20 protein-coding genes are annotated in these 24,673 nt (G+C 65.8%); 12 read left to right on the top strand and 8 right to left on the bottom strand.

All coding sequences use genetic code 11. The features are described from left to right. The first annotated feature begins 82 nt into the window (after nucleotides 1-82). The 9 genes from algK (at nucleotide 83) to B4I46_RS18080 (ending at nucleotide 12,003) form a co-directional block, all read left to right on the top strand. Nucleotides 83-1,471, top strand: coding sequence for an alginate biosynthesis TPR repeat lipoprotein AlgK (gene algK, locus B4I46_RS18120; protein WP_054914850.1), 1,389 nt, complete (start codon nucleotides 83-85; stop codon nucleotides 1,469-1,471). Next, nucleotides 1,468-2,952 (top strand): alginate export family protein, encoded by a 1,485-nt coding sequence (locus tag B4I46_RS18115; protein WP_058540863.1) that lies wholly within the window; start codon nucleotides 1,468-1,470, stop codon nucleotides 2,950-2,952. The genes algK and B4I46_RS18115 overlap by 4 nt, the downstream gene beginning before the upstream one ends. Before the next feature lie 18 nt (nucleotides 2,953-2,970). Next, nucleotides 2,971-4,530 (top strand): mannuronan 5-epimerase AlgG, encoded by a 1,560-nt coding sequence (gene algG, locus B4I46_RS18110; protein ID WP_058540862.1) that lies wholly within the window; start codon nucleotides 2,971-2,973, stop codon nucleotides 4,528-4,530. Between the two features lie 11 nt (nucleotides 4,531-4,541). Continuing rightward, nucleotides 4,542-5,984 (top strand): alginate O-acetyltransferase, encoded by a 1,443-nt coding sequence (locus tag B4I46_RS18105; RefSeq protein WP_058540861.1) that lies wholly within the window; start codon nucleotides 4,542-4,544, stop codon nucleotides 5,982-5,984. A 7-nt stretch (nucleotides 5,985-5,991) separates the two neighbouring features. Next, nucleotides 5,992-7,098, top strand: a complete 1,107-nt coding sequence (locus B4I46_RS18100) for a mannuronate-specific alginate lyase (protein ID WP_058541092.1) — start codon at nucleotides 5,992-5,994, stop codon at nucleotides 7,096-7,098. Nucleotides 7,099-7,225: 127 nt separating this feature from the next. Next, nucleotides 7,226-8,683 carry an MBOAT family O-acyltransferase gene (locus tag B4I46_RS18095; protein ID WP_058540860.1) on the top strand — a complete coding sequence of 486 codons (1,458 nt, stop codon included), beginning with the start codon at nucleotides 7,226-7,228 and terminating at the stop codon, nucleotides 8,681-8,683. An 11-nt stretch (nucleotides 8,684-8,694) separates the two neighbouring features. Then, the gene (locus B4I46_RS18090) at nucleotides 8,695-9,858 is read left to right on the top strand and encodes an alginate O-acetyltransferase (protein WP_054914853.1); all 1,164 of its coding nucleotides are present in this window, start codon (nucleotides 8,695-8,697) and stop codon (nucleotides 9,856-9,858) included. Between the two features lie 12 nt (nucleotides 9,859-9,870). Further along, complete coding sequence (locus B4I46_RS18085) at nucleotides 9,871-10,518, top strand: alginate O-acetyltransferase AlgF (RefSeq protein ID WP_043860998.1); 648 nt, start codon at nucleotides 9,871-9,873, stop codon at nucleotides 10,516-10,518. 33 nt (nucleotides 10,519-10,551) lie between these two features. Further along, nucleotides 10,552-12,003, top strand: a complete 1,452-nt coding sequence (locus B4I46_RS18080) for a mannose-1-phosphate guanylyltransferase/mannose-6-phosphate isomerase (protein WP_043860997.1) — start codon at nucleotides 10,552-10,554, stop codon at nucleotides 12,001-12,003. 99 nt (nucleotides 12,004-12,102) lie between these two features. Here B4I46_RS18080 and nfuA read toward each other — a convergent pair whose 3' ends face one another. The 3 genes from nfuA to B4I46_RS18065 all read right to left on the bottom strand — a co-directional run bounded on the left by nfuA (nucleotide 12,103) and on the right by B4I46_RS18065 (nucleotide 16,188). Next, nucleotides 12,103-12,687, bottom strand: coding sequence for a Fe-S biogenesis protein NfuA (gene nfuA, locus B4I46_RS18075; protein ID WP_058540345.1), 585 nt, complete (start codon nucleotides 12,685-12,687; stop codon nucleotides 12,103-12,105). Between the two features lie 57 nt (nucleotides 12,688-12,744). Then, nucleotides 12,745-13,779, bottom strand: a complete 1,035-nt coding sequence (locus tag B4I46_RS18070; RefSeq protein ID WP_286901241.1) for an acyltransferase family protein — start codon at nucleotides 13,777-13,779, stop codon at nucleotides 12,745-12,747. 111 nt (nucleotides 13,780-13,890) lie between these two features. Next, nucleotides 13,891-16,188 carry a fatty acid cis/trans isomerase gene (locus B4I46_RS18065; RefSeq protein ID WP_054914322.1) on the bottom strand — a complete coding sequence of 766 codons (2,298 nt, stop codon included), beginning with the start codon at nucleotides 16,186-16,188 and terminating at the stop codon, nucleotides 13,891-13,893. Nucleotides 16,189-16,344: 156 nt separating this feature from the next. On the opposite strand from B4I46_RS18065, the gene metH reads away from it, so the two are divergent. Together metH and B4I46_RS18055 are read left to right on the top strand one after the other, a co-directional pair. Beyond that, nucleotides 16,345-20,052, top strand: a complete 3,708-nt coding sequence (metH, locus tag B4I46_RS18060) for a methionine synthase (RefSeq protein ID WP_058540347.1) — start codon at nucleotides 16,345-16,347, stop codon at nucleotides 20,050-20,052. Nucleotides 20,053-20,106: 54 nt separating this feature from the next. Continuing rightward, nucleotides 20,107-20,325 carry a DUF2970 domain-containing protein gene (locus B4I46_RS18055; RefSeq protein ID WP_043864080.1) on the top strand — a complete coding sequence of 73 codons (219 nt, stop codon included), beginning with the start codon at nucleotides 20,107-20,109 and terminating at the stop codon, nucleotides 20,323-20,325. A 98-nt stretch (nucleotides 20,326-20,423) separates the two neighbouring features. Here the strand turns inward: B4I46_RS18055 and B4I46_RS18050 are convergent, their stop codons facing one another. Next, on the bottom strand, nucleotides 20,424-21,044 hold the full coding sequence (locus tag B4I46_RS18050) for a TetR/AcrR family transcriptional regulator (protein WP_043864081.1): 621 nt from the start codon (nucleotides 21,042-21,044) through the stop codon (nucleotides 20,424-20,426). 159 nt (nucleotides 21,045-21,203) lie between these two features. Here B4I46_RS18050 and dkgB point away from each other — a divergent pair, with 159 nt between their 5' ends. Beyond that, nucleotides 21,204-22,007 carry a 2,5-didehydrogluconate reductase DkgB gene (gene dkgB, locus B4I46_RS18045; RefSeq protein WP_043864082.1) on the top strand — a complete coding sequence of 268 codons (804 nt, stop codon included), beginning with the start codon at nucleotides 21,204-21,206 and terminating at the stop codon, nucleotides 22,005-22,007. On the opposite strand, the gene B4I46_RS18040 is transcribed toward dkgB, so the two are convergent. From B4I46_RS18040 to B4I46_RS18025, 4 genes are read right to left on the bottom strand one after another with little or no spacing between them, the layout of a single operon-like run. Then, nucleotides 22,008-22,247 (bottom strand): DUF2790 domain-containing protein, encoded by a 240-nt coding sequence (locus B4I46_RS18040; protein WP_078481167.1) that lies wholly within the window; start codon nucleotides 22,245-22,247, stop codon nucleotides 22,008-22,010. Between the two features lie 55 nt (nucleotides 22,248-22,302). After that, nucleotides 22,303-23,520: a cyanate transporter gene (locus tag B4I46_RS18035; RefSeq protein ID WP_054914319.1), complete on the bottom strand. Its 1,218-nt coding sequence runs from the start codon at nucleotides 23,518-23,520 to the stop codon at nucleotides 22,303-22,305. Beyond that, nucleotides 23,520-23,975, bottom strand: a complete 456-nt coding sequence (locus tag B4I46_RS18030; RefSeq protein ID WP_054914318.1) for a nucleoside deaminase — start codon at nucleotides 23,973-23,975, stop codon at nucleotides 23,520-23,522. Before B4I46_RS18030 ends, B4I46_RS18035 begins: the two co-directional genes overlap by 1 nt. A 19-nt stretch (nucleotides 23,976-23,994) precedes the next feature. Beyond that, nucleotides 23,995-24,660: an ankyrin repeat domain-containing protein gene (locus B4I46_RS18025; RefSeq protein WP_376787184.1), complete on the bottom strand. Its 666-nt coding sequence runs from the start codon at nucleotides 24,658-24,660 to the stop codon at nucleotides 23,995-23,997. Nucleotides 24,661-24,673: the final 13 nt, after the last annotated feature.

Below are 24,673 nucleotides of genomic sequence, written 5' to 3'. Positions count from 1 at the left end.
CCAACACACCGCGATCCCTGTAGGAGCCGGCCTTGCCGGCGAATCGTGCAGCCCCCTTCGCCGGCAAGGCCGGCTCCTACCGATGGGTGCACTGGCCCTGGCCGTCAGCCTGGCCGGTTGCGCCGGCCTGCCCGACCAGCGCCTGGCCAACGAAGCCCTCAAGCGCGGCGACACCGCCCTGGCCGAGCGCAACTACCAGCAACTCGCCGACCTGGGCTACAGCGAGGCCCAGGTAGGCCTGGCCGATATCCAGGTCGAAACCGGTGACCCGGCCAAGCTCAGGCAGGCCGAGGCCACCTACCGCGCCGCCGCCCGCACCTCGCCCCGCGCCCAGGCCCGCCTCGGCCGTCTGCTGGTGGCCAAGCCCGACAGCAGCGAGGCCGAGCGCCACGAGGCCCAGGGCCTGCTCAAGCAGGCCTTCGCCGCCGGCGAAAGCAACACCCTGATCCCGCTGGCCATGCTCTACCTGCAATACCCGCAGAGTTTCCCCGACCTCGATGCCCAGCAGCAGATCGACCAATGGCGCGCCGCCGGCTACCCCGAGGCGGGCCTGGCCCAGGTGCTGCTGTACCGTACCCAGAACACCTACGACCAGCACCTGGACGAGGTGGAACGTATCTGCAAGGCCGCACTGGCCAGCACCGACATCTGCTATGTGGAACTGGCCAGCGTGTACCAGAAGCGTGCCCAGCCCGAACAACAGGCCGCGCTGATCGACCAGCTCAAGGCCGCCTATGCCCGCGGTGCGGTACCGGCCAGCCGGGTCGACAGCGTGGCCCGCGTACTGGCCGACCCCAGCCTGGGCCAGACCGACGAGAAAACCGCCCAGGCCCTGCTCGAACAGGTCGCACCGAGCAACCCCGCGTCCTGGGTCAGCCTGGCGCAACTGCTCTACAGCTTCCCCGAGCTGGGCGACAGCGACCAGTTGCTGGCCTACATCGACAAGGGCCGCGAGGCCGCACAACCGCGCGCCGAGCTGCTGCTGGGCCGCCTCTACTACGAAGGCAAGGCCGTTCCGGCCGACGCGAAAAAAGCCGAGACGCACCTGCAGTCCGCCGCCGATGCCGGCGAAATCAGCGCCCACTACTACCTCGGCCAGCTCTACCGCCGTGGCTATCTGGGCCAGGTCGAACCGCAGAAAGCCGTCGATCACCTGCTGCGCGCCGCCCGTGGTGGCCAGCTCAGCGCCGACTACGCGCTGGCCCAACTGTTCAGCGAAGGTCGCGGCATTCGCCAGGACCTGGTCAACGCCTGGGTGTTCGCGCAACTGGCGCAGGCCAACCCCAGCGAGCAATCGACGGCGATGGCCGGCGAGCTCGACCAGCAGCTATCCGCCCCGCAGAAGGCCCAGGCCCAGCGCCTGTTGCAACAGGAGCGCCAGGCCCGTGGCGCCATGGGTCAGGGCCCCGGCGCCCAGGCCATGCAGGCCCTGCAGGACACCACCGAACAAGACGGCGAGGAATCCCTATGACACTCAACCCGTGGATGAAGGCCGGCCTGGGCCTGGGCTGTGCCCTGCTCTGGTCGTGCCCGACCCTGGCCGCGATGACCGCCGAGAAGAACTTCGGCCTGGAAGTGAAAGTCACCGGCCAGTCCGAGGATGACCGCGACCTGGGCACCCGCTCCGGCGGCGACGTCAACGGCCTGGGCCTGGACCTGCGCCCCTGGGTGTATGGCGAGCGCGGCAACTGGAGCGCCTACGCCATGGGCCAGGCGGTCACCGCCACCGACACCATCGACACCGACACCCTGCGCCAGGCCGACGACGACAGCCAGGTCGAAACCCGCCGCGCCAGCGGCCGCGAGCAGGACAAGAGCTACCTGGCCATGCGCGAGTTCTGGGTCGGCTACAGCGGCCTGACCGCCTACCCCGGCGAGCAACTGCGCCTGGGCCGCCAGCGCCTGCGCAGCGACGACGGCATGTGGCGCGACACCAACATCGAGGCGCTGAACTGGACCTTCGACACCACCCTGCTGCGCGCCAACGCCGGCGTGGCCCAGCGTTTCAGCGAGTACCGCACCGACCTCACCGACCTGGCCCCCGAAGACAAGGACCGCCTGCACGTCTACGGCGACGTGGCCGCGCAATGGACCCCAGGCCACTGGGTCGGCCTGCGCGCGCACCACACCCACGACGACGGCAAGCTGAAGAACCCGGGCGAGACCCTCGACCCGCTGGACAAGACCCGCAACGGCGACCTCACCTGGCTGGGCCTTGAGGCCAACAGCGACGCCTACAACTGGCGCAACCAGAACACCGTCAACTACTGGGGCAGCGTCACCTGGCTCACCGGCGACCGTGATCGCCTGAGCGCCACCACCCTGGCCAACGGCGACCAGCTGGCCACGCAAAAGCAGAGCGGCGATGTCAACGCCTGGGCCACCGACCTGGGCATCCGCCTGCGCCTGGACCCCAACTGGCAGGTCGGCGCGGCCTATGCCCGCGGCAGCGGCGGCGGTGGCAGCGACGGCTCGGGCAACTTCGAACAGACCGGCCTTGAGAGCAACCGCTCCAACTTCACCGGCACCCGCTCGCGTGTGCACCGCTTCGGCGAGGCCTTCCGTGGCGAGCTGGGCAACCTGCAGGCCGCCACCCTGTTCACCTCCTGGCAACTGCGCGACGACTACGACGCAAGCCTGGTGTACCACAAGTTCTGGCGCGTCGACGGCAAGCAGAACATCGGCAGCAGCGGCATCAACGCCGTGGTCGATGATGACGGCATCAACCGCCCGCTGATCCAGGGCGAAAAAGACCTCGGCCAGGAGATGGACCTGGTGGTCACCAAGTACTTCAAGCAGGGCCTGCTGCCGGCCGCGCTGAGCCAGTCGATCGACGAACCGTCGGCACTGGTGCGCTTTCGCGGTGGGGTGTTCAAGCCAGGCGACGCCTATGGCAAGGAAGCGGACTCGTACATGCACCGCGCCTTCATCGACGTGATCTGGCGTTTCTGATGCCTGGAGTGCATTGACATGAACCTTTACCCGCTCAACACGCTGATCGCCGGCAGCCTGCTGCTGGCCAGCAGCATCGCCCTGGCCAACGGCCTGCCCGTGGCCAGCCCGGCCAAAGAGCTGCAGCACGCCAAGACCTACACCGTCAGCAGCGCGCCGATCGAGCCGTTGCAGATCCCGGCGCCGACCCTGCCCGACCTCAGCGGCTACACCGCCGAAGCGGTGCAGGCCAAGATCCAGCGTGCACGCAAGGGCAAGGTCACGGTACGCCGCATGCTGCAGGAAGACGCCCTCAAGGAGTTCATCGGCGGCGACAACAAGATGGCCGAATGGGTAGCCCGCCAGCACGGCATCCCGCAGGCGATCTTCGTCGATGACGGGCATGTCGACTTCACCGAGCTGAGCAAGCACGTGCCGGCCCAGTACCTGCGTGAAACCGCGCCGGGGGTATACCTGTCGCGCCTGCCGATCGTGGTGGGGCAAAAGGGCGTGCTCGAGATCGATGCCAAGGTCAAGGAACTGCGCCTGTCCCAGGAAGGCGGTGCGTTCATCGTCAACGACGGCAAGCTGTTCGTCAGCCACACCCGCGTCACCGGCTGGCGCGAAAAGGACAACGGCCCGGCGACCTTCCGCACACCCAAGGAATTTCGCCCGTTCCTGCTCTCGTGGGGCGGCACCGAGACCTACATCGTCAACACCCGCATGGCCAGCTTCGGCTATGCCCAGAGCAAGTCCTACGGCGTGAGCATTTCGCAGTACACGCCCAACATGGCCAAGCAGATGGGCCGCCCCGAACCCACCGGCTGGATCATCGGCTCCGAGTTCAGCGACATGTGGTACGGCTTCTACTGCTACGAGACCAGCGACTTCGTGGTCAAGGACAACACCTACCGCGACAACATCGTGTACGGCATCGACCCCCACGACCGTTCGCACCGCCTGATCATCGCCGGCAACACCGTGCATGGCACCAAGAAGAAGCACGGCATCATCGTCTCGCGCGAGGTCAACGACAGCTGGATCATCAACAACAAGAGCTACGACAACAAGCTCTCGGGCGTGGTGATCGACCGCAACAGCGTCAACAACCTGATCGCCTACAACGAGATCTACCGCAACCACACCGACGGCATCACCCTGTACGAAAGCGGCGACAACCTGATCTGGGGCAACAAGGTCATCAGCAACCGTCGCCACGGCATCCGCGTGCGCAACAGCGTGAACATCCGCCTGTACGAAAACCTCGCCATGGCCAACGGCCTGGTGGGCGTGTACGGGCACATCAAGGACCTGTCCGATACCGACCGCGACATCGACCTGGACCCGTTCGACACCAAGGTGTCGCTGATCGTGGTGGGCGGTGAACTGGCGGCCAACGGCAGCGGCCCGCTGTCGATCGACTCGCCCCTGAGCGTGGAGCTGTACCGGGTGTCGATGCTGGCCCCGAGCAAGTCCAGCGGCATCAGTTTCTCCGGGGTGCTGGGCGATCGCCAGGACGAGATTCTCGACCTGATGGTTCGCCAGGGCAAAGCCGTACTGATCGACCCGGTCGAACGCCAGACCGACATGGCGGATTGAGGAAACCTGACATGACCCCACACCTGATGAAACTGCTTGGCCTGAGTGCGGCGCTGCTGGCGATCAGCAACGGCGTGCGTGCCGACGAGGTGCAGGCGCCCAGCTTCACCGCCCAGCCGTGCTGCCAACTGTGCCCCGAAGCCCACGATGCCAGCCGCTACACCACCCGCTACCAGCAGAACTTCACCACCCTGGTGCAAGCCCAGGGCGACTGGCTTTTCCGTACCCGCGAAGACCTGCGCACCGAATTCAGCACCACCCCGGCCGGCTACAAACGCCTGCAGCAGGTGCACGATGCGTTCAAGGCGCGCGGCGTGGAACTGGTGGTGGTGTACCAGCCCACCCGTGGCCTGGTGAACCGCAACATGCTCAACCCGGCCGACAAGGCCGCGTTCAACTACGAGAAGGCCCTGCGCAACTACCAGGCCATGCTCAAGCGCTTCGCCCAAATGGGCTACAACGTGCCCGACCTGTCGCCGCTGACCAACGAACAGTTGCCGGCCGCGCAGCAGGGCAAGGACTTCTACTTCCGCGGCGACCAGCACTGGACGCCCTATGGCGCCGAGCGTGCGGCAAAAATCGTGGCCGACACCGTGCACAGCATGCCGGCCTTCGCCGACATCCCGCGGCGTGAATTCGAAAGCCACCCGTCCGGCCGCATGGGCAAGACCGGCACCCTGCACAACGTCGCCGGCCAACTGTGCGGCACCAGCTACGCGGTGCAGTACATGGACCAGTTCGTCACCGAGCCCAAGGGCGAGAGTGGCGGCGACGACCTGTTCGGCGACTCGGGCAACCCGCAGATCACCCTGGTGGGCACCAGCCACAGCGGCAAGAACTACAACTTCTCGGGTTTTCTGCAGCAGTACATCGGCGCCGACGTGCTCAACGTCGCGTTCCCCGGTGGCGGCCTGGAAGGTTCGATGATCCAGTACCTGGGCAGCGAGGAGTTCCAGAACAACCCGCCCAAGATCCTGGTGTGGGAGTTCTCGCCGCTGTACCGCCTGGACCAGGAAACCATCTGGCGCCAGATGCTCGCCCTGCTCGACAACGGCTGCGAAGGCAAGCCTGCGCAGATGAGCGTCAGCACCTCGCTCAAGCCGGGCACCAACGAGCTGCTGGTCAATGGCAAGAACGGCGTGATCAAGAACCTGGTCAACGGCCGTCATCAACTGGACATCCAGTTCGAAGACAAGTCGGTCAAGACCTTGCAGGCCACCCTGTGGTACCTCAATGGTCGTCACGAGGACCTGAAGATCGAAAAACCCGAAACCTCCGACACCGACGGACGCTTCGCCTTCCAACTGCGCGAGGACGAGGACTGGGCCAACCAGACCTTGCTCGCGGTGGAAGTGCAGGGTCCCGAAAGCGGCAGCCAGAAGGTCCAGGCCAGGCTGTGTACACGCAACCCGATCGCCGGCGCCGGGCAGCATGCTGCCCAGGCCGGCCTGTGAGGCGCACATGACATCCATCCGCACCCTTGCCACCCCCGCCCTGCTCGCCCTGGCCCTGTTCGGCCCGGCGGTGCAGGCCGGCGGGCTGGTCCCGCCGCAGGGCTACTACGCCGGCATCGAGAAACCCAAGACCAGCCCCAACGACTTCACCTGTGAGGCCGTGCCCAAGCCCTACACCGGCGCGCTGCAGTTTCGCAGCAAGTACGAAGGCTCGGACAAGGCCCGCGCGACGCTGAACAAGGCATCCGAACAGGCCTTTCGCGATTCCACCGCCAGCATCACCACGCTGGAGCGCGGGGTCAGCAAGCAGGTGATGCAGTACATGCGCGACGGCCGCCCGCAGCAGCTGGACTGCACCCTGCAGTGGCTGGGCACCTGGGCGCAGGCCGATGCGCTGATGTCCACCGACTACAACCACACCGGCAAGTCGATGCGCAAATGGGCGCTGGGCAGCCTGAGCTCGGCATACCTGCGCCTGAAGTTCTCCAACGCACAGCCACTGGCGGCGCACCAGGCCCAGGCCGAACAGATCGAGAAATGGTTCGCGCGCCTGGCCGAGCAGACGGTCAAGGACTGGAGCGACCTGCCGCTGGAAAAGATCAACAACCACTCGTACTGGGCCGCCTGGTCGGTGATGGCCACGGCGGTGGCGACCGATCGCCGCGACCTGTTCGACTGGGCCGTGAAGGAGTACCGCGTGGGTGCCAACCAGGTCGATGCGCAGGGCTTTCTGCCCAACGAGATGAAGCGCAAGCAGCGCGCCCTGGCGTACCACAACTACGCACTGCCGCCGCTGTCGATGATCGCCAGCTTCGCCCAGGCCAACGGCGTGGACCTGCGCCCGGAAAACAACGGCGCGCTCAAGCGCCTGGGCGAGCGGGTGTTGTCCGGGGCCAGAGACCCGAGTGCGTTCAAGGCGCGCAATGGCCAGAAGCAGGACATGGACGATCTGAAGATCGACAGCAAATACGCCTGGCTTGAGCCGTGGTGCAGCCTGTACCAGTGCGACGCCGATGCGCTCAAGCGCAAGCACGCGATGCAGCCGTTCAAGAGTTTCCGCCTGGGCGGCGACCTGACGCGCGTCTACGACCCGCAGGCAGAACAGAAGAAGTAGCAACGACCGCAATCCCTGTGGGAGCGGGCTTGACCCGCGATGCGTTTGATCTGGTTCCCCCGCAATTTCAGCGGGGGGTTTGGGGGGCTGCTGCCCCGATTGTGGATAACGACAAGGAGAGATCGGGATGGTGTTCTCGTCCAATGTGTTCCTGTTCCTGTTCCTGCCGATCTTTCTCGGCCTGTACTACCTGAGCGGGCAACGCTACCGCAACGCCCTGCTGCTGCTGGCCAGCTACGTGTTCTACGCCTGGTGGCGGGTGGACTTCCTGGCGCTGTTCGCCGCGGTCACCCTGTGGAACTACTGGATCGGCCTCAAGGTGGGCGCCGCCGGCGTGCGCACCAAGCCGGCCCAGCGCTGGCTGCTGCTGGGGGTGGTGGTCGACCTGGGTATCCTGGGCTACTTCAAGTACGCCAACTTCGGCGTCGACAGCATCAACGCGATCATGACCTCGTACGGCCTGGAGCCGTTCATCCTCACCCACATCCTGTTGCCCATCGGCATCTCGTTCTACATCTTCGAGTCGATCAGCTACATCATCGACGTGTACCGCGGCGACACCCCGGCCACCCGCAACCTGATCGACTTCGCCGCGTTCGTGGCGATCTTCCCGCACCTGATCGCCGGCCCCGTGCTGCGCTTTCGCGACCTGGCCGACCAGTTCAACCACCGCACCCACACCCTGGACAAGTTCTCCGAAGGCTGCACGCGGTTCATGCAGGGCTTCATCAAGAAGGTATTCATCGCCGACACCCTGGCGGTGGTCGCCGACCACTGCTTCGCCCTGCAGAACCCGACCACCGGCGACGCCTGGCTGGGCGCACTGGCCTACACCGCGCAGCTGTACTTCGACTTCTCCGGCTACAGCGACATGGCCATCGGCCTGGGCCTGATGATGGGCTTTCGCTTCATGGAGAACTTCAAGCAGCCCTACATCAGCCAGTCGATCACCGAGTTCTGGCGGCGCTGGCACATCAGCCTGTCCACCTGGCTGCGCGACTACCTGTACATCACCCTGGGCGGCAACCGCGGCGGCACCTTCGCCACCTACCGCAACCTGTTCCTGACCATGCTGCTGGGCGGCCTGTGGCACGGCGCCAACTTCACCTACATCATCTGGGGCGCCTGGCACGGCATGTGGCTGGCGATCGAGCGCGCACTGGGCCTGGACACCAACCCGCAGCGCTTCAACCCGGTCAAGTGGGCCTTCACCTTCCTGCTGGTGGTGATGGGCTGGGTGATCTTCCGCGCCGAAAACCTGCACGTGGCCGCACGCATGTACGGCGCCATGTTCAGCTTCGGTGAATGGCAGCTGTCGGAACTCAACCGCGCCAGCCTCACCGGCCTGCAAGTGGCCACCCTGGTGATCGCCTACCTGAGCCTGGCGTTCTTCGGCCTGCGCGACTTCTACCGCAATGCCAAGCCCACGGCCAAGGCCAGCCCGGTGGCCGTGCATGGCGACGGCAGCGTGAGCCTGGACTGGGGCCTGTACATGACCCGCGCGCTGGTGCTGCTGCTGTTCGTGGCCTCGATCCTCAAACTCTCGGCGCAAAGCTACTCGCCGTTCCTCTACTTCCAGTTCTGAGCGAGCCGACCATGACCCGATCATTACGCAAACTCTACGCCGTGCTGTTCATGGCCCTGCTGCTGGGCCTGGGCATCTGGTCGCTGGGGGGCCTGGGCAGTTTCCAGCGTACCGCGCAGATGTCCCTGCTCGACGGCAAGCTGGCCAAGGCCGCCGAAACCCACTACGACGCGCAGTTCCCGATCAAGCGCCTGGGCACCAACCTCTGGGCGGCGCTGGACTTCAAACTGTTCAACGAAGGCCGCCCGGGTGTGGTGCTGGGCCGCGAGCAATGGCTGTTCAGCGATGAAGAGTTCAAGCCGGTGGCCGGCAGCGAACAGTTCGAGGCCGAGAACCTCGCACTGATCCGCGGCGTGCGCGACACCCTCAAGCAGCACGGTGTGCAACTGGTGCTGGCGATCATTCCGGCCAAGGCCCGCCTGTACCCGGAGTACATCGGTGAGCAGACGCCCGCCAGCCTGCATGCCGACCTGTACAACCAGTTCCATGCCAAGGCGCGCCAGGCCGGCGTGTTCGCCCCGGACCTGCTCGGCCCGCTGCAGGCGGCCAAGGCCCAGGGCCAGGTGTTCCTGCGCACCGACACCCACTGGACACCACTGGGCGCCGAGGTGGTGGCACGCCACCTGGCCGAAGCCGTGGCCCGCCAGACCCTGCTCAGCGGCACGCCGCAGCAGTTCGTCACCGAAGCCAAAGCCGCCACACCGTACAAGGGCGACCTCACCAACTTCCTGCCGCTGGACCCGTTGTTCAGCCACCTGCTGCCGGCCCCGGACAGCCTGCAGCAACGCACCACCCGCCCTGCCCGGGCCCAGGACCAGGCCGACAGCGACGACGCGCTGTTTGCCGACAACGAGATCCCCGTGGCGCTGATCGGCACCAGCTACAGCGCCAACCCGCACTGGAACTTCCTCGGTGCGTTGCAGCAGGCGCTGCGCAGTGACGTGGTCAATTACGCCGAGGACGGCCATGGCCCGCTGCTGCCGATGCTCAAGTACCTGCAGACCGACGCCTTCAAGACCAGCGCCCCACAGGTGCTGGTATGGGAGTTCCCGGAACGTTATCTGCCAATGAAAAACGACCTCAGCGCCTTCGATCCGCAGTGGATCGCCCAGCTGAAGCAAACCCGAACCGCCAATCAAGACATGGCCCTGTCGTCCAATCGGACGCAACACTGAGAGGAACTGCACATGACCACCAAGCACCGCATTGCCAAAGCATTCGCCCTGACCGCCGGCATGAGCCTGCTCTCGCTGCAGGCCTGGGCCGGCGCCGACGCCGCACTGTATGGCCCCAGCGCGCCCAAGGGCTCGACCTTCGTGCGCCTGTACAACGCCGGCAACCAGCCGGTGGCCGCCAGTGTCGGCAACACCCAGATCAGCGAAGTGGCCGCCCAGGGCAGCAGCGATTTCAGCTTCATGCCCCAGGGCGACTACAGCGCCAAGGTCGGCAGCCAGACCGTACCGGTCAAGCTGGCGGGCGATCACTACTACACCCTGGTCAACCACGGCAGCGGCCAGCCGCAACTGGTCGAGGAACCGCCGTTCAAGAACAAGCAGAAATCCCTGGTACGCGTGCAGAACCTGAGCGACCAGGCCCTGACCCTGAAGACCGCCGATGGCAAGACCGAAGTGGTCAAGCCGGTGGCGGCCAAGGCGCGCGGCGAGCGCGAGATCAACCCGGTCAAGGTCAGCCTGGCGCTGTATGAAGGCGACAAGAAAGTCAGCGACCTCAAGCCCGTTGCGCTCGAACGTGGCGAAGCGGCCGTGCTGTATGTGACCGGCAGTGGCAGCAACCTGTCGCCGGTCTGGGTCAAGCGCCCTGTGTCCACCCGTTAATCAACTGCCCCTTTCAACGTTCGGAGATTACCCATGATTCCAGTCATCCTGTCCGGTGGTAGCGGCTCGCGTCTGTGGCCCCTGTCGCGCAAGCAATTCCCCAAGCAGTTCCTGGCCCTGACCGGTGAACACACGCTGTTCCAGCAAACCCTGTCGCGCCTGGTGTTCGACGGCATGGACGCGCCCATCGTGGTGTGCAACAAGGACCACCGTTTCATCGTCAACGAGCAGTTGGCCAACCTGAACCTGGACACCCAGGCGATCCTGATGGAACCGTTCGGGCGCAACACCGCGCCGGCCGTGGCGCTCACGGCCATGAAACTGGTCAACGAAGGCCGCGACGAGCTGATGCTGGTGCTGCCGGCCGACCACGTGCTGGACGACCAGAAGGCCCTGCAACGCGCCCTGGCCCTGGCCACGGTGGCCGCCGAACGCGGCGAAATGGTGCTGTTCGGGGTGCCGGCGACCAAGCCGGAAACCGGCTACGGCTACATCAAGTCGAGCCAGGACGCCCTGCTTCCCGAAGGCATCAGCCGCGTGGCACAGTTCGTTGAAAAACCGGACGAAAAACGCGCCACCGAGTTCGTCAAAAGTGGCGGCTACTACTGGAACAGCGGCATGTTCCTGTTCCGCGCCAGCCGCTTCCTCGAAGAGCTGAAAAAGCACGACCCCGACATCTACGACACCTGCCTGCTGACCCTGGAGCGCAGCCTGGAAGACGGCGACAGCATCAGCATCGACGAGGCCACCTTCGCCTGCTGCCCGGACAACTCCATCGACTACGCGGTGATGGAAAAGACCCAGCGCGCCTGCGTGGTGCCGCTGAGTGCGGGCTGGAGCGATGTGGGCTGCTGGTCGTCGCTGTGGGACGTGCACGAGAAGGACACCAACGGCAACGTGACCAAGGGCGACGTGGTGGTGCAGGACAGCCACAACTGCATGATCCACGGCAACGGCAAGCTGGTATCGGTGATCGGCCTGGAGAACATCGTGGTGGTCGAGACCAAGGACGCCATGATGATCGCGCACAAGGACAAGGTTCAGGGGGTCAAGCAGATGGTCAACACCCTGGACGCCCAGGGCCGCAACGAAACCCAGAACCACTGCGAGGTGTACCGCCCGTGGGGCTCGTATGACTCGGTGGACATGGGCGGGCGCTTCCAGGTCAAGCACATCACGGTAAAACCCGGCGCCAGCCTGTCGCTGCAGATGCACCACCACCGTGCCGAGCACTGGATCGTGGTGTCGGGCACGGCCGAGGTGACGTGCGACGAGAACGTGTTCCTGCTGTGCGAGAACCAGTCCACGTACATCCCGATCGCCTCGGTGCACCGCCTGCGCAACCCGGGCAAGATCCCGCTGGAGATCATCGAGGTGCAGTCGGGCAGCTACCTGGGCGAGGACGACATCGAGCGTTTCGAAGACATCTACGGGCGCTCCACGCCAGTGGAGCGCGGGGTGTCGATCAAGACCATCGCGCAGTGATCTGAAGCCCGGAAGGCCCTTTCGCGGGTCAAGCCCGCTCCCACAACGGCTACGGTGATCCTTGTGGGAGCGGGCTTGACCCGCGATTGGGCATAACTGTCAGTAGTAGGCGTTTTCTTTCTGCGAATGGTCGGTCACGTCCCGCACGCCCTTGAGCTCCGGAATGCGTTCGAGCAAGGTGCGCTCGATGCCTTCGCGCAAGGTCACGTCGGCCTGGCCGCAACCCTGGCAACCACCGCCGAACTGCAGCACCGCAATGCCGTCCTCGACCACTTCGATCAGGTTGACCTGACCGCCGTGGCTGGCCAGCCCCGGGTTGATCTCGGTTTGCAGGTAGTAGTTGATGCGCTCGTTGATCGGGCTGTCGGCATTGACCATCGGCACCTTGGCGTTCGGCGCCTTGATGGTCAGCTGGCCGCCCATGCGGTCGGTGGCATAGTCCACCACCGCATCTTCCAGAAACGGGATGCTGACCGCATCCAGGTAGGCGGTGAAGGACTTGAGCCCCACCGCTTCGTCTTCCGGCTTTTCTTCACCTGGCTTGCAGTAGGCAATGCAGGTTTCGGCGTAGTTCGTACCCGGCTGGGTAATGAAAATGCGGATGCCAATGCCTGGGGTATTCTGCTTTTCCAGCAGATCGGCCAGGTAATCGTGCGCGGCGTCGGTAATCGTTATGGCGCTCATGTAAGTTCCTCACAGACTTGTGCGCAGTTTACGCCAACACGGCCGGCGAACAAAGTCCTAGTAATTCTGTCGGGAAAGTACCACCGGCACCGCCGGGCCCAGACGCGCCTCGAACCAGCCGCTCATGCGCCGGTACAGGCCCTTTTCCAACCAGCGGTAACTGGCCCACGACGCCCCGCCGATCAGCGGCACGCACAGCGCGAACACCAGGTAGGGGTTGAGCCCCAGACGCTCGCTGGCAAACCAGCCGCCGTACAGCACCAGCACATGGATCAGGTACACCGAATAGGAGCAGTCGCCCAGTGCCTTGAGCACCCGGTTGCCCTTGAAATACGGCTCCAGCGAGATGCACGCCAGCACGATCAGCGCACTCGGCAGGCCCCAGTGCAGCAGGCGTGACGAGGCATCCAGGCGGTAGATCGCCACCGATGCGGCCGCCAGGGTCAGCAACGGCAGCCACAGCCCCTGGGCAATCCAGCCGCGCCGGTAGAGCACGCCGATGGCTACGCCCAGCAGGAACTCGTAGATGATGTTGTTGCTGTAGAACCGCCCCAGCACGCCCAGGCCGGTGAGCACCTCGCTGACCGCGAACAGCGCCAGCGCCACCAGCCACAGGTGATGGCGCTGGCGCACCAGGAACACCAGCGAGAACAGCAGGTAGAAGAACATCTCGTAGTTCAGCGTCCAGCCCACGTTGAGCGTGGGGTACAGGCCGTAGCCGCCGGGGTTTTCCGCCGGAATGAACAGCAGCGACAGCAGCAGGTGCGACAGCTCCAGGGTCTGGTGCGGCATCCACTGGCTGGCCACCACCAGCAGCAGCGCCATCAGGCCGGTATAGAACCAGTAGGCCGGCACGATGCGCAGCACCCGGTTGAGCAGAAAGCGCCGGGGCGCCATGGGTTTGTCGCGGGTCGAGAGGTAGATCACCAGCCCGCTGATGACGAAGAAGATGTCCACCCCGACCGCACCGCGATCGGCCAGAAACTGCCCTACCGGGCCGCTGGCCTTGAAGTCGAAGAAGATCTGCATGAAGTGGTGACAGACCACCACCCAGGCGGCGAGCGCCCTCAATGCCTGAAGCGAAAACAGCATGTCGATTCCCGTCTCTCGTTACCCCACCCTGGCCCCGCACAAATCGGGACCGCTTGCGGGTGGGACTACGAAAGGCCGGGAAAGATCAGCCCGATCTGCCCGGCGGTTGCTTCAGAGGTTCTCGTAGCGGTTCATGTCGAGCACGCCGGCCTCCACCGGATCGGTCTGCTGGATGTAGCGGCTCAGGTCATGAAAGTACTGCCAGAACTGCGGGTGGCTGCGGCGCACGCCCCAGCGCATGACGATGCGCTCGAAGCGGGCCGGATCGTCCCGCGCCGCCTCCATGTCCTCGACCCACTCGGGCACGTCGCTGGCCGGAATGTTGAACATGAAGTTGGGGTAGCTGCTCATCACCCCCGGGTAGAGGGTCAGGGTGTCCAGCCCCGGCTGGTAGCGGTAGGCCTCGCCGAGCATGAAGGCCACGTTGCTGTGGGCGCGGTTGCGCAGCAGGCTGTAGACCTTGCGCTGGCCGCCCTGCCCTTCGATGCGCAGCATGGTCGCCTCGGGCAGCTGGCCGATCACCTTGAGCCCGGCCGCCGGGCGCGAGGCCAGCCGGCTCAGGGCCTGCTCCACGTCACGGAACTCCTCGCTGCCGGGCAGCGAGCAGTACGCGCCCTGGCAGCGGTTGATCGGGTCGGGCGCGGCGTTCAGGCTGCCGGTGCGCTCCACCAGCTTGAGGCCGAAGTCGCGCTTGGGGTCGCGCGGGTCGAGCTTGAGGGCGGTCGGGGTCTTGCTGTCGATCGCCTCGTAGTCCAGCCACATCTTGACCTTGCCGCTGTTCTGGTACCAGTCGCCGAGGATGTCGCTGCGCTGCTTGGCCGGCATCAGGCGCAGGAAGTTGACCTCGGCCCCGTTGCGGATCAGGTCGAAGTACAGGCGCGTCTGCGCCTGGTGCGAGACGTTGCCGTACACGTCGAAATTCACCGCCAGCTGGTAATAGGTGCGCTCGAACAGCGGGTAGTCGAACAGCCACAGGGTCTTGGGCACATCGCCGATCAGGCCCTTGCTCACCGAGGCGCTGTCGAAGTGGCGGAAGATGGTCAGCAAGGCGTTGTCGTTGCCGGCCCACAGGCTCGACCAGCTCGGTGGCGGCAGGTCGGCATAGGCGTCGCGGCGCAGTTTTTCGTACTCGTTGCGCTTGTCGCGGTAGGCGTGCCACAGGGTCAGGATGCTGCCCACGTCGTCGATCTGACCGGGCATCGCCAGCAGTGGCGTGGCCTTGCCGCGGTACTCGGCATCGGTGATGTAGCGGTCGTGTGCCGGCTCCTGGAACAGGGTCCAGAAGTTGTCGCGGATCACGTCGGTGGCGATCTGCCCACGGCATACCGGGCCGCGAATGAAGGTGCGCACGAAGTACTCGGCGTTATCGAGCATGAACTGGTAGCGCGCTATCGCCGGGATCGCCTCGAAGGTCTCGAACGGGTTGGCGCGGTGGCGCGGGCCGTAGCCGGGCAAGGCCGTGGCATGCCAGTCGCCGCTGTAGAACAGCTGCTTGACGCGCTTGAGCTTGTTCGGCCCCATCGGGTAGGTGATGTGGGTCTTGTGCACGATCACGCCCTGCACGGGCATCAGGCGGTAGTAGAAGTCGGTGCCGGGCGGATCGTTGGGGCGGCGTGTGGCGATCAGGTCGATCGGCTGGCCGCTGGGCGTGCGCGAGCGCACCCACTGGAAGAAGTGGCCCTGCTCGCCGCCGACAAAGTAGATGTGCGCCAGGAACAGGTGCTCGTACAGCCAGCGCCCCACCAGCGCCTCGGTGGACCCGGGGCGGTTGAGCAGCGCCTCCCATTCGGTGATCTGCGCGGCCTCGCTGGCACTTGGCTGGATCGGGTTGTACTCCACCGGCGCACCGGCGGCGAACCAGCGCTGCAGGGTCTGGTACTCGGCATCGGTAAGGCCGGTGACGGCCAGCGGCATGCCCTCCCTGGGGTGGGCGCCGGCGTAGGCGTCGAACTCGCCGGGCAGCGGGCACATGTTGTTGCGGTTGAGCCCCAGCACGATCTCCTCGGGCAGCTTGGCGTTGGGGGTGAGCGGCGTGTTGTGGCCCAGCTCGAGCATGCGCGCCATCAGCGCGGCCTGGCTGCCCTGGCTGTCGAGCACCGAACTGAAGCCCTTGCGCTGCCAGGCCTCGACGCTGTGCGCGTCGTAGAACAGCCGGGTCGGCGCGACCGCCGTACTGCGGTCGCCCTGATACACAGGCACCTTGGAGGCACCGCGCGCGGCGCCCTCGGCACTGCCCAGGTTCAGCTGGCAGGCCGCGTCGTTGCAGGCATGGCAGGCAACGCACTTCTCGGTGAAGATCGGTTGGATGTCCCGGGTATAGGAAATAGCCGGGCTTGTGACGGGGGCTTGTCCGAGCGCCGCGCCGCTGATGAGCAGTGCGAAGGCGCCGGCAAGTAAACGATGCACCATGTGCCGAATGTCCTGGGTATTGATAGCTTCACGATTCTACCGGTGGCGGCAGCGTGCCAACATGAATCAAATTCATGCAAACCGGCAACACGCCTAAAAACCGCGCAGGTTTGTTATTATTCCGCAACTTTTGTATTTGCCCGACCAGGTAGTCCTATGTCTGACCGCAGCGCCCGTTACCAAGCACTTCAGCAAGCCCTCAAAGAGCGCATACTGATCCTCGATGGCGGCATGGGTACTATGATCCAAAGCTACCGCCTGGAGGAACACGACTATCGTGGCACGCGCTTTGCCGACTGGCCTAGCGACGTCAAGGGTAACAACGACCTGCTGCTGCTTTCGCGCCCCGACGTGATCGCGGCCATCGAGAAAGCCTACCTGGATGCCGGCGCCGACATCCTCGAAACCAACACCTTCAACGCCACCCAGGTATCCCAGGCCGACTACGGCATGGAATCGCTGGTGTACGAACTCAACGTGGAAGGTGCGCGCATCGCCCGCCAGGTGGCCGATGCCAAGACCCTCGAGACCCCCGACAAGCCGCGCTTCGTCGCCGGGGTGCTGGGCCCCACCAGCCGGACCTGCTCGATCTCCCCGGATGTCAACGACCCCGGCTACCGCAACGTCACCTTCGACCTGCTGGTGGAAAACTACATCGAGGCCACCCGCGGCCTGATCGAGGGCGGCGCCGACCTGATCCTGATCGAGACCATCTTCGACACCCTCAATGCCAAGGCGGCGATCTTCGCCGTGCAGCAGGTGTTCGAGGACGACGGCATCGAGCTGCCGATCATGATCTCGGGCACCATCACCGACGCCTCGGGCCGTACCCTCTCGGGCCAGACCACCGAGGCGTTCTGGAACTCGGTACGCCACGCCAACCCGATCTCGGTGGGCCTGAACTGCGCACTGGGCGCCAAGGACCTGCGCCCCTACCTCGAAGAGCTGTCGAACAAGGCCGGCACCCACGTTTCGGCGCACCCCAACGCCGGCCTGCCGAACGCCTTCGGCGAGTACGACGAGACCCCGGCCGAAACCGCCGCGGTGATCGAAGAGTTCGCCGCCAGTGGTTTTCTGAACATCATCGGCGGTTGCTGCGGCACCACCCCGGGGCATATCCAGGCCATCGCCGAGGCAGTGGCCAAGTACCCGCCACGGGCGATCCCCGAGATTCCCAGGGCCTGCCGCCTGTCGGGCCTGGAGCCGTTCACCATCGACCGCAGCTCGCTGTTCGTCAACGTCGGCGAACGCACCAACATCACAGGTTCCGCCCGCTTCGCGCGGCTGATCCGTGAAGAGAACTACACCGAGGCGCTGGAAGTGGCGCTGCAGCAGGTCGAGGCCGGCGCCCAGGTGATCGACATCAACATGGACGAAGGGATGCTCGATTCCCAGGCGGCCATGGTCAAGTTCCTCAACCTGATCGCCGGCGAACCCGACATCTCCCGGGTGCCGATCATGATCGACTCCTCCAAGTGGGAAGTGATCGAGGCCGGCCTCAAGTGCATCCAGGGCAAGGGCATCGTCAACTCGATCTCGATGAAGGAAGGCGTCGAGGCGTTCAAGCACCATGCCCGCCTGTGCAAGCGCTACGGCGCCGCCGTGGTGGTGATGGCCTTCGACGAGGTCGGCCAGGCCGATACCGCCGCCCGCAAGCGCGAGATCTGCAAGCGCAGCTACGACATCCTGGTCGATGAGGTGGGCTTCCCGCCCGAAGACATCATCTTCGACCCGAACATCTTCGCCGTGGCCACCGGCATCGAGGAACACAACAACTACGCGGTGGACTTCATCGAGGCCTGTGCCTACATCCGCGACCACCTGCCGTATGCACTGACCTCCGGCGGGGTATCCAACGTGTCGTTCTCGTTCCGAGGCAACAACCCGGTGCGCGAGGCGATCCACTCGGTGTTCCTCTACCACGCGATCCAGAACGGCCTGACCATGGGCATCGTCAACGCCGGCCAGCTGGAGATCTACGACGAGATCCCGGCGCTGCTGCGCGAGAAGGTCGAGGACGTGGTGCTCAACCGCACCCCCGACGGCACCGATGCGCTGCTGGCGATTGCCGACGACTACAAGGGCGGCGGCGCGGTCAAGGAGGTCGAGAACGAGGAGTGGCGTTCGCTGCCGGTGGACAAGCGCCTCGAGCACGCCCTGGTCAAGGGCATCACCGCGTTCATCGTCGAGGACACCGAGGAGTGCCGCCAGCAGTGCGCGCGCCCCATCGAGGTGATCGAGGGGCCGCTGATGAGCGGCATGAACGTGGTGGGCGACCTGTTCGGTGCAGGCAAGATGTTCCTGCCCCAGGTGGTCAAGTCGGCGCGGGTGATGAAGCAGGCGGTGGCTCACCTGATCCCGTTCATCGAACTGGAAAAAGGCGACAAGCCCGAGGCCAAGGGCAAGATCCTGATGGCCACGGTCAAGGGCGACGTGCACGACATCGGCAAGAACATCGTCGGCGTGGTGCTCGGCTGCAACGGCTACGACATCGTCGACCTGGGCGTGATGGTGCCGGCCGAGAAGATCCTGCAGGTGGCGCGCGAGCAGAAGTGCGACATCATCGGCCTGTCGGGGCTGATCACACCGTCGCTGGACGAAATGGTGCACGTGGCCCGCGAGATGCAGCGCCAGGACTTCCACCTGCCGCTGATGATCGGGGGGGCAACCACCTCCAAGGCGCATACCGCGGTGAAGATCGAGCCCAAGTACAGCAACGACGCGGTGGTCTACGTGACCGACGCCTCGCGTGCGGTGGGCGTGGCCACGCAGTTGCTGTCCAAAGAGCTCAAGCCGGCCTTCGTGCACAAGACCCGCGAGGACTACGTGGAGGTGCGCGAACGCACCGCCAACCGCAGCGCGCGCACCGAGCGCCTGAGCTATGCGCAGTCGATCGAGGCCAAGCCGAAATACGACTGGTCTGCCTACCAGCCGGTGGCACCGACCTTTACCGGTACCCGCGTGCTGGAGAACATCGACCTCAAGGTGCTGGCCGAGTACATCGACTGGACGCCGTTCTTCATCTCCTGGGACCTGGCTGGCAAGTACCCGCGCATCCTCAACGACGAGGTGGTGGGCGAAGCGGCCACCGCCCTGTTCGCCGATGCACAGGAAATGCTGGCCAAGCTGATCGACGAGAAGCTGATCAGTGCCCGCGCGGTATTCGGCTTCTGGCCGGCCAACCAGGTGGCGCACGACGACATCGAGGTGTACGGCGATGACGGCCAGCCCCTGGCCCTGCTGCACCATCTGCGCCAGCAGACGATCAAGCCCGACAGCAAGCCCAATTTCTGCCTGGCCGACTTCGTGGCGCCCAAGGACAGCGGCATCACCGACTACGTGGGCGGCTTCATCACCACCGCCGGCATCGGCGCCGAGGAAGTGGCCAAGGCCTACCAGGACAAGGGCGACGACTACAGCTCGATCATGGTCAAGGCCCTGGCCGACCGCCTGGCCGAGGCCTGCGCCGAGTGGCTGCACGAGCAGGTGCGCAAGGAGTACTGGGGCTATGCCAAGGACGAGCACCTGGACAACGAGGCGCTGATCAAGGAGCAGTACGCGGGTATCCGCCCTGCCCCGGGCTACCCGGCGTGCCCGGACCACACCGAGAAGGAAACCCTGTTCCGCCTGCTCGACGGCACGGCGATCGGCGAGACCGGCCCGAGCGGCGTGTTCCTCACCGAGCACTTCGCGATGTTCCCGGCGGCGGCGGTCAGCGGCTGGTACTTTGCCCACCCGCAGGCGCAGTACTTTGCCGTGGGCAAGGTCGACAAGGACCAGGTCCAGAGCTACACCGCGCGCAAGGGGCAGGACCTGGCGGTAACCGAGCGCTGGCTGGCGCCCAACCTGGGGTACGACAACTAAGCGCTGGTGAGGTAAGGGTCTACACTGAGCTGAAGCCTTTTACAGGAGCAGATCATGGAAGACCCGGCCGAACACAAACCGCCGACCTTCTGGCAAATGCTGCACAGCGTGCTGGCTGCAGCCTTTGGCGTGCAGACCGGCAAGAACCGCGCCCGCGACTTCACCCACGGCAAGCCCGCGCACTTCATTGCGCTGGGCACGGCCTTCACGCTGGTGTTCATCCTGGTGCTGATAGGGCTGGTTCAGCTGGCGATGCACCTCACCGCACGCTGAGGCGACCGTGTTGGCGCCTTCGCCGGCAACGCCGGCTCCTACAGGTCATGTGTGGCCCTGTGGGAGCCGGCCTTGCCGGCGAAAAGGCCGGTACAGCCTCAGGGCTCCAGCCCGATCCCGCGCAGTATCACACTGGTCACCGTTTGCAACGCCCGCTCGAACTGCGGTTCGCTCAGCGGCTGGTGCGCGTTGAGCAGGTTCACCTGGTGGCTGAAGTCGGCGTAGTGCTGGGTCGAGGCCCAGATCATGTACAGCAGCCCCGAGGGCTCCACCGGCAGAATCCGCCCGTCCTCGACCCACTGGCGAATCTTGCCCTCCTTGAGCTTGGCCCATCCGTACAGGCTGTCATCCAGCGCCGCCCCCAGGTGCGGCGCACCATGGATGATCTCGTTCGCCCACACCTTGGAACCGTGCGGGCGGGTCCAGGAATGGTTCATCTTGGCGCGGATATAGGTGCTGAGCACGATGCGCGGGTCATCGTAGAGCTCGAAGCACAGGGCGTCCTGCTTCCACACTTCCAGCAAGCCGAACAGCACCGCCTGGTACAGCTCGGCCTTGGTGCTGAAGTAATAGTGCACGTTGCTGCGCGGCAGCGCGGCGGCCTCGGCGATGTCGGCCATGGCCGTGCCGGCGAAGCCCTTCTCGGCAAAGACCTTTTCTGCTGCCAGCAGGATGCTGTCGACATTGCGTTGGCGAATGCTGTGCTTGTGCGCGGCCATGGGCGGGTCCGTTGCGGATGACCCTGCAAGGCTACCACCGCCAGGGCGATTCGTGCCGCACGCTCAAAAAAGTTGTGCCGCGGGCGGTGTTTTTCAGCGCCGTGCGCTGTCCGATACTGCGCCTCACCGCATTACATCCCACACAAGAGGACGCACTCCATGACTATTCCCCTGCTCGGCCTGGGCACCTTCCGGCTCAAGGACCAGGTGGTCATCGACTCGGTCAGCCAGGCCCTCGAACTGGGCTACCGGGCCATCGACACCGCGCAGATCTACGGCAACGAGGCCGACGTCGGGCACGCCATCGCCGCCAGCGGCGTTGCACGCAACGAGCTGTTCCTGACCAGCAAGATCTGGACCGAGAACCTGGGCGCCGACAAGCTGATCCCCAGCCTGAAAGAGAGCCTGCACAAGCTGGGCACCGACTATCTGGACCTGACCCTGATCCATTGGCCGTCGCCCAAGGGCGCCGTGCCGGTGGCCGAGTTCATGGGCGCCCTGCTCGAAGCGAAGCGCCAGGGCCTGACCCGCCAGATCGGCGTGTCCAACTTCACCATCGCCTTGCTGCGTCAGGCCATCGAGGTGGTGGGCGCCGAACAGATCGCCACCAACCAGATCGAGCTGCACCCCTACCTGCAGAACCGCACGCTGGTGGATTTCATGCACGAACAGGGCATCGCGGTGACCTCCTACATGACCCTGGGCTATGGCAAGGTGCTGCACGATCCGCTGATCCAGCAGATCGCCGAACGCCATGGCGCCACCCCGGCGCAGGTGGCCCTGGCCTGGGCGATGCAGCTGGGCTATGCGGTGATCCCCTCCTCGACCCGGCGTGAAAACCTGGCCAGCAACCTGAAGGCAGCGCAGCTGCGCCTGAGCGAACAGGACATGGCGCAGATTGCCGGCCTGGACAAGGGCGAGCGCCTGGTCGACCCCGAGTCGCTTGCACCCGCCTGGGACTGATCAACCGCGGTCGGTGCACACCTTGGCCAGTTTCAGGTACTGCACGGTGTGCTGCCGGCCGGCAGAGTCCACGTAGGTCATGTACGCCTTCACCACGTCGCAGACCTCGGTGGCCGGCTCGTCCAGTTGCACCACGCGCGCCACGTCCAGTGGCATGCCGTACTGATAGACCGTGGTCGTCTGGGCCTGGGCGGCACCGGCCAGCAACAGCGCCAGGGGCAGCAGCGTTCGCAGCGTCATGACAGTTCTCCCGTGAAATGGAAGGCACGCCCGGCACCGGCGCGCACCGACCCTTTCAGTGTGGTGCCATGCCTGCCCTGGCGTCGCTTTCGCGGATCAACGGCATGCCCATCGCCTGCGCATAGCCGCTGGGGGCGAAGCGCCAGGTCACCAGCAGCATCAGCAGCACCGTCACGCTCAGCAGCAGCCAGGAGGCCTGGAAGTCGCCGCTGACGTCGCGCAACCAGCCGGTGACGTAAGGCACGATGCCGGTGATGATAAAGCCCACGCCCTGCACGAACGCCGCCAGCGCCCCCGCACTGGCCGGGGCCTTGAGGTGCTCGAGGGTCAGCGTGAGGCTGAGGCTGAAGCACGCGCCCAGGCCGAAGCCGATCAGGGCCACCCATAGCCCGGCGATTGCCGGGGCCAGCAGCAGGCCGACAAAGCCTGCCAGTTGCACGGTCAACGCCAGCCACAAGCCGGGGCGCCGATCCACCAGGCGACGCAGCAGCAAGGGCAGCCCGAGGGCGCCGGCCACCTGGAACACGGTCATCAGCCCCACCAGCTCGCCACCGCCCTGGGCACTGCCGCCGACCTGCTGGTAGTAGGCCGGCAGCCACGCCACCATGCTGGTGTAGCCGCCATTGATCAGCCCGAAATAGACCGCCAGCAGCCATGCCCGACGGCTGCCGAACAGGTGCCCGCTGGCACCTGCGCCGCCGACCGCCGCTTCGAGCTGCGGGCGCACCCAGGCCCATACCGCGAACGCCAGCAAGGCCGGCAACAGCCAGATGCCCAGGCCTGCCTGCCAGTGCGAGAACTGCTCGGCCACCCGCGGCCCGAGCACGGCGGCGGCCCCGCCGCCGCTCATCAGGGCTGCCGAATACACACCCATGGCCATGGCCAGGCGGTGAGGAAACCAGCGGTTGACCAGCCCCGGCATCAGCGCCTGAATGCAGGCCACCCCAAGCCCGGCCAATGCCGCGCTGGCGATCAGCGCAGCGGCGGAGTCGAGGGTCAGGCGCCAGGCGCAGGCCAGCGCGATGGCGGCCAGCCCGGCGAGCATCGCGCCCTGCTCGCTGACCCAGCGGCGCAACCAGGGTTGCAGCAAGGGCACCAGCCCCATGCACAGCACGGGCAAGGCGGTCAGCAGCGCGGCCTGCTGGTAGCCGATGCCGGTGCTCTGGCGGATGGCCTCCAGCAATGGGCCGATGCTGGTGAGGATGGGGCGCAGGTTCAGCGCCATCACCACCACCAGCAACAGCAGCAAGGTACTGCGAGCCTGCTCGCGCATCACCCCTGCACCTGCCGCCAGGCGGCGTACAGGCCCTGCTCGCCGGCTGGCTTCAGGGGTGCCAGGGGCAGCGACTGCTGCTGCGGCGGGCGTGCCATCTGCGCGTACACCGCTGCCGTCGACAGGCCATAGGGCTCGCCGTCTTCGTTGCTGTAGGCGAACCAGGCGCGCTCGATACCGCACAGGTGCATGGCGGCCAGGCACATCGGGCAGGGGTGGCCGGTGGCGTAGATTTCGCAGCCCTCCAGGCGCGGGCTGCCGAGCACCTGGCTGGCCAGGCGGATGGCCTGCAGTTCGGCGTGGGCGGTCGGGTCCTGGGTCAGGTGGATCTGGTTGACCGCCTCGGCGATCACCCGGCCCTGGTGCACCAGCACCGCCGCGAACGGGCGGCCGCCGGCCTGGATGTTCGCCCGGGCCAGCCCCAGCGCTTGCTGCATGAAATGTTCGTTGGCCATGGTCAGGCTCCTGTCAGGTTCAATGGGCATCGTGGGCCAGCAGCAACTCGACGATCCGCTGCTGGCCGCGTTCCCGGGCGTGCTGTAGGGGCGTCACGCCCTGGCGGTCGGCAAGATTGACGTCGGCACCGGCGTCGATCAGCAGTTGCACGATGGCCTGGTGGCGCGGGCCGCCATCGCTGAGCAGGATGGCTTCCAGCAGCCCGGTCCAGCCCAGCGAGTTCACGTGGTCGGGTGCAACGCCGGCGGCCAGCAGGCGAGCGACCACCTCGACATGGCCGCGCTCGCATGCGGGGATCAGCGCCGTGCCGCCATAGCGGTTGGTGCTCTTGAGGTCCGCGCCATGGGCCAGGGTCATCTCCAGGATCTGCAACTGGCCTTCGGCGCCCGCCAGCAGATACGGGCTGTCGTGCATCCAGTTGCTGGCGTTGACGTCGGCGCCGGCGTCGATCAACTGGCGCGCCGCCGCCACATGCCCACCGGCGGTGGCCAGCAACAGCGGCGTATTGTTGCGCGAGTCGCGCTGATCGACGTCGGCGCCCTGGGCCAGCAAGGCGCCGACGCGGGTTGGGTTGCCGTCGGCGGCGGCTTCGAGCAAGGTGTCAGCCGCCCCGGCGGCCCCGGCGATGCCGAGGCTGGCGCACAGCCCGGCAACCCCGTACATCCAGTGTCTGAGCAATGACATGGCGCCTCCTTTG

The organism is Pseudomonas sp. UBA7500, assembly GCF_002478435.1.
Lineage (GTDB): Bacteria > Pseudomonadota > Gammaproteobacteria > Pseudomonadales > Pseudomonadaceae > Aquipseudomonas > Aquipseudomonas palmensis.
The sequence above is the reverse complement of the archived record's forward strand: the minus strand, read 5'-3'. Positions and strand labels throughout refer to the sequence as shown.